Genomic DNA, 13,977 nt, shown 5'->3' with positions numbered 1-13,977 from the left:
CTGTCCGACTATAGACCAGTCAACAATTCTTTAACAAGGCCCTCAGGCCGCATTCATGATGCTATCTGCGCATTCAGTTTCAGGCGCAACGGGTGCCGGGCGGAACTTGACGGCACGGCGCCGGTTGCGGCTGGCGGCACAAACGGCAAGCCCCGGCGGGTGCCGGGGCTTGCGGGGAGGAACGCCGCGTTGGCGCTGATCGGTCAGGCCGCCAGGGCGCGTGCGATGCGCTGTTGCTCCGCGCGCAGGGCCTGCGGCAGGCGCGGGCCGTAGTCCTCGAGGTAGCGGCCGATGCTGGCGAACTCGGCCTGCCAGCCCGCATGGTCGAGGCCGAACAGCTTGGCGCGCGCCTCGTCGGACAGCGCCACACCCTCGAGGTTGAGGTCGGCCTCGGCCGGCAGGTGGCCGATCGGGGTCTCGACCGCGCCGGCGCGGCCTTCCACCCGCCCGATCATCCACTCCAGCACGCGCAGGTTGTCGCCGAAGCCGGGCCACAGGAACGCGCCGTCGTCGCCCTTGCGGAACCAGTTGACGTGGAAGATCGCGGGCAGCTGCGCGCCCGGGCGGTCGAACGACAGCCAGTGCGCGAAGTAGTCGGCGAAGTTGTAGCCGCAGAACGGCTTCATCGCCATCGGGTCGCGGCGCATCACGCCGACCGCGCCGGTCGCCGCGGCGGTGGTCTCCGAGCCCATCGCCGCCCCCACCAGCACGCCGTGGGTCCAGTCGCGCGCCTGGAACACCAGCGGCGCCAGCGAGGCGCGGCGACCACCGCACACGATGGCGCTGATCGGCACGCCCTGCGGGTCCTCGGCCATCGGCGAGTACGACGGGCACTGGCGGGCACTGACGGTGAAGCGCGCGTTCGGATGCGCGGCCGGGCGCTTGGCCGGGTCGAACGGCTCGCCGCGCCAGTCCAGCGCCGGGGTGAGGCCGTTGTCGATGCCTTCCCACCACGGCTGGTGGTCCGCGGTGACGCCGACGTTGGTGAAGATGGTGTTGGCCTGCACCGAGGCCAGCGCGTTCGGATTGGACTTGGCCGATGTGCCTGGGGCCACCCCGAAAAAGCCGGCCTCCGGGTTGATCGCATACAGGCGACCGTCGGCGCCGGGACGCATCCAGCAGATGTCGTCGCCAATGGTCCAGACCTTCCAGCCGGCGCGGCGGTAGCCTTCCGGCGGAATCAGCATGGCCAGGTTGGTCTTGCCGCAGGCCGAGGGAAACGCGGCGGCGATGTAGTGGGTCCGGCCCTGCGGGGTCTCGATCCCGAGGATCAGCATGTGCTCGGCCAGCCAGCCTTCCTGGCGCGCCTGGTGGCTGGCGATGCGCAGCGCGTGGCACTTCTTGCCCAGCAGCGCGTTGCCGCCGTAGCCGGAGCCGTAGGACTTGATCGTCAGCTCCTCGGGGAAGTGCATGATGAAGCGGCGCTCGGGGTCGAGTTCGCCGGTGGAGTGCAGCCCCTTCACGAAGCGGCCCTCGCGCTCGATCCGCGCCAGCGCCGGCGCGCCCATGCGGGTCATGATGCGCATGTTGGCGACCACGTACGGCGAGTCGGTGATCTCCACCCCGCAGCGCGACGAGCGGCGAGTCGATCGGGCCCATGCAGTAGGGGATGACGTACAGCGTGCGGCCCTGCATGCAGCCGTCGAACAGCGCGTCCATCCTGGCGTGCGCCTCCGCTGGCGCCATCCAGTGGTTGTTGGGGCCGGCGTCCTCGCGCTCACGGGTGCAGACGAAGGTGAGGTGCTCGACGCGGGCGACGTCGTCCGGGTGCGAGCGGTGCAGGTAGCTGCCGGGATGGGTGGCCTCGTTGAGGCGGATCAGGGTGCCGTCGGCTTCCATCCGCGCGATCAGCGCCGCGTTCTCGGCATCACTGCCGTCGCACCAGTGGATGGCGGCCGGGCGGGTGAGCCGCGCCACCTCGGCGACCCACTGGGTGAGGGATTCGAGTGTGCTGGTCATGGGGCATGAGTCCTTGGCCGATGGAGCGGTTCTTGAAATCGTTTGCAGCCTGCGGCACGCCGATACCGACACGCCGCGTGGCGGCGGTCAGCCTTGCGGCACCAGCGTCGCCATCATGTGCTCGATATAGCCATCGAAGCCTTCGATCGGCTGGCGGGCCTGGAAACGCGGCAGCTCCAGCTGCAGCACGCCCACGTACATTGCGTAGGTCATGCGCGCCCGGTTGAGGGCATCCTTCTGGCTCAGGCCGGCCTGGCGGAACGAGGTGAACAGAAAGCCGATGCGGCGCTCCAGCACGTGCGCCAGCACCGCGTCCACCGCCGGGTGGCCAGCGGCCTTCAGCAGCTCGGAGTAGATGACGTGGGTCTTGCTGTGCTGGGCGATCAGGCGGAACAGGGTGCGCAGGCGCTCGGTGGGATCGGCGATCGCCTCCAGCGCGCCGTAGGCGTTCTGCTCGTCGCGCTCCCAGCGCTCCAGCGCCGCCTGCAGCAGGGCATCGCGCGAGGGAAAGTGCCAGTAGAAGCTGCCCTTGGTGACGCCCAGGCGGCGCGCCAGCGGTTCCACCGCGACCGAGGCCACGCCCTGCTCGGCGATCTGATCCAGCGCTTCCTTGGCCCAGTCATCGGCGCTCAGGCGTCCGCTGCGAGCGGTGGCTTCAATCATGGCAGGCGGGTTCCATACGTCATGGCAGGGTGAAGTATGCTGAGTTTTTGCTCTTGTTTGCGCGTTGACAGCGTATATCCACGCGCCATACTAGTGCGTATGGTAAGCCTGCCGGCCTGCGCCCGCAACGCTTGTCCACCTACGATCCGCCGCGCCACGGGAGCCCCGTCATGAGCATCGTCCTGCCCTTCCTCGCCCTGATCCTCAGCGGTGCCTTCGCCGCCTACCACCGCCTGCGCCTGGCGACCTGGGCCGCACTGGCGGCCAGCCTGCTGGTGGCCTGCTGGCTGCTGCAGGCCAACCCCACCGCCACCCTCGTCGCCGCCGCGCTGCTGGCGCTGATCGCGCTGCCGCTGCTGGTGCCGGCGATCCGCAAGCCGCTGCTGACCGCGCCGGCCCTGCGCGTGCTGCGCAAGGCGCTGCCGCCGCTGTCGCAGACCGAGCGGATCGCGCTGGAAACCGGCTCGGTCGGGTTCGAGGGCGACCTGTTCAGCGGCATGCCCGACTGGAACACGCTGCTGGCCTATCCCAAGCCGCAGCTCACGCCCGAAGAGCAGGCCTTCCTCGACGGCCCGGTGGAAGAGCTGTGCAGGCGGATCAACGACTGGGAAATCACCCACGTGCACGCCGACCTGCCGCCGGAGCTGTGGGACTTCCTCAAGCGCAACAGGTTCTTCGGCATGATCATCCCGAAGGAGTACGGCGGCCTGGGCTTCTCCGCGCTGGCGCACCACAAGGTGATCCAGAAGATCGCCTCGATCTCGAGCGTGGTCAGCGCCACCGTCGGCGTGCCCAATTCGCTGGGCCCGGGCGAGCTGATCCACCGCTACGGCACCCGCGAGCAGAAGGACTACTACCTGCCGCGCCTGGCGACGGGCCAGGAAGTGCCCTGCTTCGGCCTGACCGGGCCGTTCGCCGGCTCCGACGCGACTTCGATCCCGGATTACGGCATCGTCTGCAAGGGTGAGTGGAACGGTGCCAACGTGCTGGGCATCAAGCTCACCTTCGACAAGCGCTACATCACCCTGGCGCCGGTGGCGACCCTGATCGGCCTGGCCTTCCGCATGTACGACCCCGACGGGCTGCTGGGCGAGACCCGCGACATCGGCATCACCCTGGCGCTGCTGCCGCGCGACACCCCCGGGGTGGAAGTGGGCCGCCGCCATTTCCCACTGAACTCGCCGTTCCAGAACGGCCCGATCCACGGGCGCGAGGTGTTCATCCCGCTCAGCCAGCTGATCGGCGGCGTGGACATGGCCGGCAAGGGCTGGAACATGCTCAACGAATGCCTGGCGGTCGGGCGCTCGATCACCCTGCCCTCCACCGCCAGCGGCGGCGCCAAGACCGGCGCGGTGGTGACCGGCGCCTATGCGCGCATCCGCAAGCAGTTCGGGCTGTCGGTCGGCCGCTTCGAGGGCGTGGAGGAAGCGCTGGCGCGGATCGGCGGGCGCGCCTATGTGATCAGCGCGCTGTCGCAGGCCACCGCCGCGGCGGTGGATCGCGGCGATGTGCCGTCGGTGCCCTCGGCGATCGCCAAGTACCACTGCACCACGATGGCGCGCGAAGTCTCCAAGGACGTGATGGACGTGATCGGCGGCAAGGGCATCATCCTCGGCCCGCGCAACTTCGCCGGGCGCGGCTGGCAGGCGGCGCCGATCGCGATCACGGTGGAAGGCGCCAACATCATGACCCGCAGCCTGCTGATCTTCGGCCAGGGCTCGATCCTCTGCCATCCCTATATCCTCAAGGAGATGCGCGCGGCGCAGGACCCGGATGCGAAGGTCGGGCTGGAGGCGCTCGACGCCGCGCTGTACCCGCACATCGGCGGCGCGATCTCGAACGCCGCGCGCTCGTTCTGGTTCGGCCTCACCAGCGCGCGGCTGCAGGCCGGCGTACCCGGCGACGCCTACACCCGCAGGTTCTTCCGCAAGCTCAACCGCTATGCCGCGAACCTGGCGCTGCTGACCGATGTTTCGCTGGGCGCGCTGGGCGGCCGCCTGAAGTTCAAGGAATCGCTGTCGGGCCGCCTCGGCGACGTGCTCAGCCATCTGTACATGCTGGCGGCGGTGCTCAAGCGCCACCACGACGAGGGCTGCCCGGAGGCGGACAAGCCGCTGCTGGCCTGGGCCTTCCACAACGGCGTGCATGAAATCGAGCTGGCGCTGTCGCAGGCGCTGCGCAACTTCCCGATCCGGCCGCTGGGCTGGCTGCTGTGGCCGCTGGTGTTCCCGCTCGGCCGCCGCGCCGTGGCCCCGGGCGACCGCCTGTCGCGGCGGGTGGCCAACCTGCTGATGAACCCGAACGAGGCGCGCGAGCGCCTGGCCGCCGGCGTGTTCCTGACCCCCGGCGACCACAACCCGGGTGGCCGCATCAACAGCTACCTGACGCAGGCGATCGCGGCCGAGCCGGTGGAACGCAAGTTCCTCAAGGCGCTCAAGTCCGGCCAGATCGACGCACCGAGTTCCCCGCCCAGTTGGACGAGGCGGTGCGCCTGGGAGTGATCGGCGTGGACGAGCGCGCCCAGCTCGAGGCCCTGCGCGCGCTCACCCTCGACACCATCATGGTGGACGACTTCGACAGCGAGGAACTGCGCGCGGCCCACGCCCCCCGCGCGGCGCGGGCCGCCGCCTGAGGCGCCGAGCGGCACCCACCTCACCCCGGGGCCGCCTCGCGCGCCAGCAGCGCCTGCTTGCGCGCCACGCCCCAGCGGTAGCCGGACAGGCCGCCGTCGCTGCGCACCACGCGGTGGCAGGGAATCGCCACCGCCAGCGGATTGGCGGCGCAGGCGGCGGCCACCGCGCGCACCGCCTTCGGCCGGCCGATCGCCGCGGCGATCTCGGCATAGCTGGCGGTACGGCCCGGCGGAATCTTGCGCAGCGCCTGCCACACGCGCTGCTGGAACGCGGTGCCCTGGATGTCCAGCGGCAGATCGAGGCCGATGCGCGGCGCCTCCACGAAACCCGCGACCTGCGCGACCCAACGCTCGAACTCCGCGTCCCCGCCGATCAGCTCGGCATTCACAAACCGCTGCTGCAGTGCGCGCAGCAGCTCCTCCGGATCGTCCCCGAGCGCGATCGCGCACAGGCCGCGCGGGCTGCGCGCCACCAGCAGCGCGCCGAGCGCACATTGCCCCAGCGCGAACTGGATGCGCAGCCCGGCGCCTCCCGCGCGGAAGCGCCCCGGCGGCATGCCCAGCAGCGCCGGCGCATTCGCGTAAAACCGGCTGGGCGCATTGAACCCTGCCTCCAGCGCGGCTTGCAGCACGTCGTTGCCGGGCTTGCCCAGGGCAGTCTGCGCGCGCTGCCGGCGCCGCGCCTGCGCGTAGGCGCGGGGCGTGAGCCCGGTGAGCGCGCGGAACAGGCGATGGAAGCGATGCGGCGGCAGCCCGGCGGCCTGCGCCAGCGCGGCCAGCGTGGGCGGCGTTTCGGCCTGCTCGATCCGCCGGCAGGCGGCCGCGACCAGGGCGGCATCGCCGCGGGAAGAAGCAGACGAAGGAACAGACAGGGATGCGTGGCTCATGCCGTCACTCTAGCGCCGCCGCACGGGCGCGGCCTCCCGCTTCTTGCACGCCGCGGCGCGCCCGTGCAGCCTCAACGCACCTTGCGGAAGGTGAGGTTGAGCCGGCAGTCGCCGGTGGCCGGATCGCACCCCGGCGCCAGCGGGCGCACGCCGTGGAAGCGCATGCGGTCCACCCCGCCCCAGACCACCACATCGCCATGCGCCAGCGGCACCGCCCGCGGCCGCTCCTGCCGGGTGTGCCCGCCCCACAGGAACACCGCGGGCAGCCCCAGCGACACCGACACGATCGGCGCCACCGCATCGTCCTCGTCGCGGTCCTGGTGCAGCCCCATCCCGACCCCGGCGCGATAGCGGTTGATCAGGCAGGCCTGCGGCCGGTAATCGGGGAATCCGGCCTGCGCCGCCGCCGCGGCCGCCAGCCGCAGGAAATCGGCGGGCATGGCCGGCCACGGCCGGCCGCTGTCGGGGTCGATCGCCGCATAACGGTAGCCGCGGCGGTCGCTGACCCAGCCGCATTCCCCGCAGTTGGTCATCGCGACCCGGATCAGGCGCCCGCCCGGCGTGCGCATCTGCCGGAACGGGGCCTGCGCCGCGATTGCCGAAATCTCGCGCAACAGCGCGGGCGCCTGCCGCTGCGCAAATCCGTGCAGCACATGCGCCTGCACCCCCAGCGCACTGCGACTGCCGGCCGTCGCGCTGGCGAACAAGTCGCTCACGCCGCCGGAACGAGCTCCAGCACCGGCACGCCGCCCAGCAGCGGCATCAGCCAGTGGTCGAGCAGCAAAAAGCCGAACAGCGCCATCAGGTACACGATGGAGTACCTGAACATGCGCATGGCAAAGAAGTCGTCTGGCGGATCCAGCAGCCGCCATGCGTACCACAGGAACACCGCACCCAGCACCAGCGCGCCGGCCAGGTAGAAGATGCCGCTCATGTGCGCGGCCCACGGCAGCACCGTCACCACCACCAGCAGGATCGTGTACAGCAGGATCTGCCAGCGCGTGTAGGTGACGCCGTGGGTCACCGGCAGCATCGGCACCAGCGCGCGCGAGTAATCCTCGCGGCGGAAGATGGCCAGCGCCCAGAAATGCGGCGGCGTCCACACGAAGATGATCAGCACCAGCAGCAGCGCATGCGCCCAGTCCCACGGCCGCTGCATGCCGCTGACCGCGGCCCAGCCCAGCAGCGGCGGCACCGCGCCGGCCAGGCCGCCGATCACGATGTTCTGCGGCGTGGCGCGCTTGAGCAGGCCGGTGTAGACAATCGCATAGCCGATCAGGCCGCCGAAGGTCAGCAGCGCGCACAGCCAGTTCACCCACAGCAGCAGGATCGCCATCGACAGCGCCGCCAGCAGCAGCGCGAAGCCCAGCACCTGCGCCGGGCGCAGCGCGCCGGTGGCCAGCGGGCGTTCGGCGGTGCGCGCCATCACCCGGTCGATGCGCGCGTCCAGCAGGTGGTTGATGGCCGCCGCGCTGGCCGCCGCCAGCCAGATGCCGACGCTCGCCGCCAGCATCCGCAGCCACGGCCAGTCCTCGCCGGGGCGGATCGCCAGCAGCATGCCGATGACGGCGGTGAACACGATCAGCGCCACGATCCGCGGCTTGGTCACCGCCCAGTACTGTGGCGCCAGAGACATCAGGCCCACTTCAGGCCTCCGGCGGGCGCAGCCGCGCCAGCAGGCTCACCAGCAGGAACAGCAGCAGCACCGCGCCGGCGTTGTGCAGCACCGCCACGTGCAGCGGCAACGACAGCAGCACGTTGGCCACGCCGAGCGCGAACTGGACGCACACCAGCAGCCCCAGCAGCGCGCCCCAGCCGCGCAGCCCGGGCGCGCGCAGCAGGCGCAGCGCCAGCAGCAGCACGTAGCCTGCCACCACCACCGCCATCATCCGGTGCGCCAGCTGGATCGCGATCCGCGCCGGGTTGTCGAGGACGCCGCCTTCGTAGTCCACCCCGATCCCGCGCCACAGCACGAAGCCTTCGCGGAAATCGTGCGCCGGCCACCAGGATCCGGCGCAGGTCGGGAACTCGTTGCCGCAGGCCAGCGCGGCGTAATTGGCGCTGGTCCAGCCGCCGAGGGCGATCTGCACCGCCAGCAGCGCCAACCCGATGCCCACCAGCACCCGCAGCCGGCGCGCGTCCGCGCTCAGCAGCGGGCGATCGGTGGCGCGCCAGGCGGTCCAGGTGAGCAGGGCGAAGGTGGTCAGCCCGCCCAGCAGATGCCCCATCACCACCGCCGGCTTCAGCAGCCAGGTGACCGTCCACATCCCCAGCAGGGCCTGGAAGATGATCACCGCCAGGGTCAGGGTGGACACCCGCGCCAGATCGACGTTCGACCAGCGCAGCGCGCCGGACAGCAGCAGCAATTCGGCCGCCACCGCCAGCACCGAGGCCAGCCCGTGTGCGCCGCGCATGTACAGCGGGATGGCGGCCGCCACCGCGGCGGCCGCGCCCAGCACGTGCAGCCAGCCCTGCGGCCGCCGGCGCGTGGCCAGCAGCGCCAGGCTGAACACCAGCAGGCCCAGCAGCCCGGCGATCATGCGGTGCACCTGCTCGCGCCAGGCCTTCTCCGGGACCACCGGACGGATCGCGGTGGCCGCGTGATCCAGCACCTGGTCGGCATGCGTCGGCCACGCCGCGCGGCCGTAGCAGGTCGGCCAGTCCGGGCAGCTGAGGCCGGCGTTGGACAGGCGCACGAAGGCGCCGAACACGATCACCCCGGCCGCCAGCAGCACCGCCAGCCAGGCGATGCGGTGGAAGTGGCGATACAGCGGCGGGCGCGGGGAAACGGCGGAAGCACTCATCGTCGTCAGTTGACCTTCAGCAGGCGGGCGAGGTCGCTACGCAGGTCGCCCGGATCGAACCCGGAAGGGTAGCGCATCACCACGAAGCCATACGGATCCACCAGCCACACCGGATCGCCCGGCGCGGCGGCGGCCCCCGGCACCAGGGCTGTACGCAGGCGCGCGTCCATCCGGATCGGGTGCACCTCGCGCATGCCGGTGGCCGGCATCGGCAGCGCCCCGCCCCACAGCACGTGGACGCGGTCGGCCTCGCGCCCCATCAGCCGCCAGACTTTGTCGAGATTCTCCAGCAGCTGCGCGCAGGTGGCGCGGCGGGCGCCGTCGCATCCGTCCGGCACCGCCACGATGCGCCAGGTGCGCGGGCTGTCCTTCCAGCGGTAGCGGCCGCCGTCGGCCAGGGTCAGGTCGTGGTCGCGCAGGTCGCCGTAGGGCTGCAACAGCTCGCCCCTGTTCTTCAGCGCCTGCGGCTGCCAGCCGGAAAAGCGCAGCGCGCCGGCTGCCAGCAGGGTGCCGAACGAGAGCCCGAGGATCACCAGCAGGGCGCTGCGGTTGCGGCGCGCGGCGACGGCCGGCGCCGGGGGACGGGGTGGCGTGTTCATCGGGGTCTGCTCCTGAACGTGAGGACGGCGGCGGTCACCAGCGCCGCCAACGCCAGCCCGAACCACTGCACCGCATAGCCGAGGTGGCGTTCGGGGGTCAGCGTGTTCGCCAGGATGTCGAGGTCGCGCTGCCCCGGCGCCAGCATCACCCCCGCATCACCCGGCCGATGCACCGGATCCAGCCGCAGCACCCGCGGCGCGATCCGGGTGTGCAGGCCCAGCGCGGCGGCGATCGCCGGCAGGTCCAGACGCACCGCCAGCCAGCGCCCGTCCGCCTGGCGCGCCAGCGGCGCGCCGTGGACCAGCCCTTCCGCCGGCGGCGGCGCCAGCAGCCCGCGTACCGCCTGGTCGGCCACCCGCGGGCAGCCCGGCGCGGGCAGCGCGCGATCGCCGCCCAGCGGCCACCAACCGGCATCCACCAGCAGCGCCTGCGCGCCATCTTGCGGATACAGCAGGCAATACATGCGCACGCCGACCCGGCCGTCGCGCTGCTGGTTGTCGAGCCACAGGGTGACGCCGGCCAGCACGCCGCGCCCGGCCGCCCAGTCGTAGGTCTGCGCGCGCGCCGGATCGGAGGCCAGCAGCAGCGGCTGCGGCTGATCACGCGCGGTCGCAAGCGCCTGCGCGGCGGCCGCCAGCAGGCGCTCCTTCTCGTGCATCCGCGCCAGTTGCCAGCGCCCCAGCGCAGCGAACGCCAGCGCCAGCAGCAGCGCCAGCCCCCAACCGCCCAGCAGCCGCCAGCCGCGCGCGCTCATCGCCACTCCGCCTGCGGTGACAATGCGGCTATGCTGACGGCCCGAGCCGGCCAAGAGACCGCCATGAGCGAACCCCTGAAAATCCTGCTGGTGGTGGGCTTTCTGCTGCTCATCCTGTGGAATCTCGGCGCGGGCCTGTATTACCTGCTGGTGGACAAGGGCACCAGCAAGCGCACGGTGAACGCCCTGACCCGGCGCGTGGCCCTGAGCGTGGCGCTGATCCTGCTGGTGATCCTGGCCATCAAGCTCGGCTGGATCGTGCCGCACGGCATCGGCCGCGCTCCCGGCTGATCATCCGCCTGTCACCCGCCTGCCCGCAGGAACCCGTCTTCGTCCTCTGAGCGAAAAGGCCGGCAGCGCCGGCCTCCCGCCTGCCTGCAGGCGCAGGCCTTGATTTCAGAGCACGTACACGAACAGGAACAGGGCCAGCCAGACCACGTCCACGAAGTGCCAGTACCAGGCCACCGCCTCGAACCCGAAGTGGTGGTCCTTGGTGAAATGGCCCTTGGCACAGCGCAACCAGATCACCAGCAGCATGATCGTGCCGAGGGTGACGTGGGCACCGTGGAAACCGGTCAACATGAAGAAGGTCGAACCGTAGATGCCCGAGCCCAGGGTCAGGTTGAGGCTGTGGTAGGCGTGCGCGTATTCGGTGGCCTGGAAGTACAGGAACAGGCAGCCCAGCACCACGGTCAGGCCCAGGAACAGCAGCAGGATGCCGCGCTTGCCCGCTTTGAGCGCATGGTGGGCGATGGTGACGGTGACGCCCGAACTCAGCAGGATCAGGGTGTTCAGCAGCGGCAGGCCCCAGGCCGGCACGATCTGGAAGCTGCCACCGATGTCGGCCGGGCCATTGGTCGGCCAGCCGCCGGTGAAATCCGGCCACAGCAGTGCGTGGGTCTCCACGCCGTGGCCCTCGCCCGCCAGCCACGGCAGCGCGAACTGGCGGGCGTAGAACAGGGCGCTGAAGAACGCGGCGAAGAACATCACCTCGGAGAAGATGAACCACACCATCCCCATCCGGAACGACACGTCCACCTGCGTGTTGTAATGGCCGGTAATGGACTCGCGGATCACGTCGCCGAACCACTTGAACAGCACCGCCAGCAGACCGGCCAGGCCGACGAAGAACACCGTGCGGCCCCAGCTGACCTCATTCAGCCAGCTGGCGAAGCCGACCATCAGCACGAACAGCGCGGCCGAGGCGAATACCGGCCACTTGCTGCCGTGCGGAACGAAATAGGCGTCCTGGTCGTGGTGGCCGTGCGTGGCATGGGCTTGGGACATGGCGGTCTTCCGGTACGTGTTCGGTGGGTCAGGGCGCGGCGCGTACCGCTCCTGCTTGGCCCTTCCCCGCCGCGAGCGCGGCGGTCAAGGTGTCGTTCTTGAAGAAGGTGTAGGACAGCGTGATGGTCTTGATATCGGCCGGCAGCGCCGGATCGACGATGAAACGCACCGGCATGTCGCGCGACTCGCCGGGCTCCAGCGTCTGCGCGGTGAAGCAGAAGCACTCGGTCTTGTTGAAATAGCCGGAGGCGCGCGCGGGGCCACCGACGGCACCGCATTGCCGACGATGGCGCGTCCGGCGCCGTTGCGGGCGAAATACAGCGCCTGGTATTGCCGCCCCACCTGCACCCGCATGCTTTGCTGCTCGGGCGCGAACTTCCACGGCAGCTTGGAATTGACCGCGCCGTCGAACTGCACGGTCACCCAGCGCTCGCCCGGCGCCTGCCGTCCGGCATCGACCACCGGCCCCTGCTCCAGACGCACGCCGAACACCTTCTGGCAGGCCAGCCGGTACAGCGGCACCATCGAGAACGCGAAGCCGAACGCAAGCAGCGCCACTCCGGCCAGCTTCCATACGCCATGGTCGCGCGTACCGGCCATGCTCAGCGCCCCGGCATGCCCGACAGCAGGAACCCGAGATACACCGCCAGCGCGACCGCCGCCAGCAGCCACGCCGTGCGGCGCGCACGCCTGCGGCGAGCCTCCAGCGCGGGGTCGGTGGCGGGATCGGGACGCATCGGCATGCTCCGGCGGCTCAGTGCGCCACGTCGCCGTGCGCGAGGTCGGCGTCCTTGATCACCGGCGGCTTCTCGAAGGTGTGGTGCGGCGCCGGCGAGGGCACCGTCCACTCCAGGCCGCGCGCGCCTTCCCAGGCCCGCGCCTCGGCCTTGGCGCCGTGCCTGAGCGAATGCCACAGGATGAAGGCCATCATGAACGGGGTCAGGAACATGCCGAACGCGCCGATCGAGCTGACCAGGTTCCAGTCCGCGAACACCACGCTGTAGTCCGGGATGCGGCGCGGCATGCCGGCCAGGCCCAGGAAGTGCTGCGGGAAGAACAGCACGTTCACGAACACGACGCTCCACCAGAAATGGAACTTCGCCCAGGTCTCGTTGTACATGCGGCCGCTCCACTTCGGCCACCAGTAGTAGATCGCGGCAATGATCGCGAACAGCGCGCCGGTCACCAGCACGTAGTGGAAGTGGGCGACCACGAAGTAGGTGTCGTGGTACTGGAAGTCGGCCGGCACGATCGCCAGCATCAGGCCGGAGAAGCCGCCGATGGTGAACAGCACCACGAAGGCGATCGCCCACAGCATGGGCGGCTCGAACGTGAGCGAACCGCGCCACATGGTGGTGACCCAGTTGAACACCTTCACCCCGGTCGGAATCGAGATCAGCATGGTGGCGAACATGAAGTACAGCTCGCCGCCCAGCGGCATGCCGACCACGAACATGTGGTGCGCCCACACGATGAACGACAGGAACGCGATCGCCGCGGTGGCGTACACCATCGCCTGATAGCCGAACAGCGGCTTGCGGCTGAAGGTGGGGATGATCTCGGACACGATCCCGAACGCCGGCAGGATCATGATGTACACCTCGGGGTGGCCGAAGAACCAGAAGATGTGCTGGAACATCACCGGGTCGCCGCCGCCGGCCGCGTTGAAGAAGCTGGTGGAGAAGAAGCGGTCGGTCAGCAGCATGGTGACCGCGCCCGCCAGTACCGGCATCACCGCGATCAGCAGGAACGCGGTGATCAGCCAGGTCCAGCAGAAGATCGGCATCTTCAGCAGGTCCATCCCCGGCGCGCGCATGTTGAGCACGGTGGCGATGATGTTGATCGCGCCCATGATCGAGCTGATGCCCATCATGTGGATGGCGAAGATGCCGAACGCGAGATTCGCGCCGCCCTGCAGCGACAGCGGCGGGTACAACGTCCAGCCGCCGGCCAGCGCGCCGCCCGGCAGGAAGAAGGTCAGCAGCAGCAGGGTGAAGGCGAACGGCATGATCCAGAACGAGAGGTTGTTCATGCGCGGCAGCGCCATGTCCGGCGCGCCGATCTGCAGCGGGATCATCCAGTTCGCCAGCCCCACGAAGGCCGGCATGATCGCACCGAAGATCATCACCAGCGCATGCATGGTGGTCAGCTGGTTGAAGACCTCGGGCTTGACGAACTGCAGGCCCGGCTCGGCCAGCTCGGCGCGGATGCCCACCGAGAGCGCGGCGCCGATGATCACCATGATGAAGCTGAACACCAGGTACAGGGTGCCGATGTCCTTGTGATTGGTGGAGAAGAGCCAGCGCTCGACGAAGCCCTGCTTGTGGTGGCCGTGGGCGCCGTGGTGGGCGACGGCATCGGGATGGGTAGCGGACATGGCGTGACCTTCTG

General features: G+C 70.2%; 11 protein-coding genes and 3 pseudogenes. 2 read left to right on the top strand and 12 right to left on the bottom strand.

The genetic code is table 11. The features are described from left to right. Positions 1 to 203 precede the first annotated feature (203 nt). Together LJB71_RS03710 and LJB71_RS03700 are read right to left on the bottom strand one after the other, a co-directional pair. A pseudogene (locus LJB71_RS03710) lies at positions 204 to 1,959 on the bottom strand (phosphoenolpyruvate carboxykinase (GTP)). A gap of 87 nt (positions 1,960 to 2,046) precedes the next feature. Continuing rightward, positions 2,047 to 2,622, bottom strand: coding sequence for a TetR/AcrR family transcriptional regulator (locus tag LJB71_RS03700; protein ID WP_259303128.1), 576 nt, complete (start codon positions 2,620 to 2,622; stop codon positions 2,047 to 2,049). A 170-nt stretch (positions 2,623 to 2,792) separates the two neighbouring features. On the opposite strand from LJB71_RS03700, the pseudogene LJB71_RS03695 reads away from it, so the two are divergent. Then, positions 2,793 to 5,254 (top strand): annotated as a pseudogene (locus tag LJB71_RS03695) (acyl-CoA dehydrogenase). A 20-nt stretch (positions 5,255 to 5,274) separates the two neighbouring features. Here the strand turns inward: LJB71_RS03695 and LJB71_RS03690 are convergent. The 6 genes from LJB71_RS03690 to LJB71_RS03665 all read right to left on the bottom strand — a co-directional run bounded on the left by LJB71_RS03690 (position 5,275) and on the right by LJB71_RS03665 (position 10,299). Next, positions 5,275 to 6,141 carry a methylated-DNA--[protein]-cysteine S-methyltransferase gene (locus tag LJB71_RS03690; RefSeq protein ID WP_259303127.1) on the bottom strand — a complete coding sequence of 289 codons (867 nt, stop codon included), beginning with the start codon at positions 6,139 to 6,141 and terminating at the stop codon, positions 5,275 to 5,277. A gap of 71 nt (positions 6,142 to 6,212) precedes the next feature. Beyond that, positions 6,213 to 6,857: a DNA oxidative demethylase AlkB gene (gene alkB / locus LJB71_RS03685; RefSeq protein WP_259303126.1), complete on the bottom strand. Its 645-nt coding sequence runs from the start codon at positions 6,855 to 6,857 to the stop codon at positions 6,213 to 6,215. Then, positions 6,854 to 7,777: a heme o synthase gene (gene cyoE, locus LJB71_RS03680; protein WP_259303125.1), complete on the bottom strand. Its 924-nt coding sequence runs from the start codon at positions 7,775 to 7,777 to the stop codon at positions 6,854 to 6,856. Before cyoE ends, alkB begins: the two co-directional genes overlap by 4 nt. A 10-nt stretch (positions 7,778 to 7,787) precedes the next feature. Next, on the bottom strand, positions 7,788 to 8,945 hold the full coding sequence (locus tag LJB71_RS03675) for a COX15/CtaA family protein (RefSeq protein ID WP_259303124.1): 1,158 nt from the start codon (positions 8,943 to 8,945) through the stop codon (positions 7,788 to 7,790). A 5-nt stretch (positions 8,946 to 8,950) separates the two neighbouring features. After that, positions 8,951 to 9,544 (bottom strand): hypothetical protein, encoded by a 594-nt coding sequence (locus LJB71_RS03670; RefSeq protein WP_259303123.1) that lies wholly within the window; start codon positions 9,542 to 9,544, stop codon positions 8,951 to 8,953. Further along, positions 9,541 to 10,299 carry an SURF1 family protein gene (locus tag LJB71_RS03665; RefSeq protein ID WP_259303122.1) on the bottom strand — a complete coding sequence of 253 codons (759 nt, stop codon included), beginning with the start codon at positions 10,297 to 10,299 and terminating at the stop codon, positions 9,541 to 9,543. Before LJB71_RS03665 ends, LJB71_RS03670 begins: the two co-directional genes overlap by 4 nt. A gap of 63 nt (positions 10,300 to 10,362) precedes the next feature. Between LJB71_RS03665 and LJB71_RS03660 the strand changes: the two genes are divergently transcribed. Beyond that, entirely contained in the window at positions 10,363 to 10,590 is a 228-nt protein-coding gene (locus tag LJB71_RS03660; protein WP_259303121.1) for a twin transmembrane helix small protein, read from the top strand. 105 nt (positions 10,591 to 10,695) lie between these two features. Here the strand turns inward: LJB71_RS03660 and LJB71_RS03655 are convergent, their stop codons facing one another. From LJB71_RS03655 to ctaD, 4 genes and pseudogenes are all read right to left on the bottom strand, one after another. Further along, positions 10,696 to 11,586, bottom strand: a complete 891-nt coding sequence (locus LJB71_RS03655; protein ID WP_259303120.1) for a cytochrome c oxidase subunit 3 — start codon at positions 11,584 to 11,586, stop codon at positions 10,696 to 10,698. Between the two features lie 28 nt (positions 11,587 to 11,614). Then, a pseudogene (locus LJB71_RS03650) lies at positions 11,615 to 12,186 on the bottom strand (cytochrome c oxidase assembly protein). Positions 12,187 to 12,188: 2 nt separating this feature from the next. Then, positions 12,189 to 12,323, bottom strand: a complete 135-nt coding sequence (locus LJB71_RS03645) for a hypothetical protein (protein ID WP_259303119.1) — start codon at positions 12,321 to 12,323, stop codon at positions 12,189 to 12,191. 17 nt (positions 12,324 to 12,340) lie between these two features. Further along, positions 12,341 to 13,963 (bottom strand): cytochrome c oxidase subunit I, encoded by a 1,623-nt coding sequence (ctaD, locus tag LJB71_RS03640; protein ID WP_259303118.1) that lies wholly within the window; start codon positions 13,961 to 13,963, stop codon positions 12,341 to 12,343. Positions 13,964 to 13,977: the final 14 nt, after the last annotated feature.

Origin of the sequence: Thermomonas sp. S9, assembly GCF_024704365.1 — a bacterium.
In the GTDB taxonomy this organism is placed as follows: Bacteria; Pseudomonadota; Gammaproteobacteria; order Xanthomonadales; family Xanthomonadaceae; genus Thermomonas.
The sequence above is the reverse complement of the archived record's forward strand: the minus strand, read 5'-3'. Positions and strand labels throughout refer to the sequence as shown.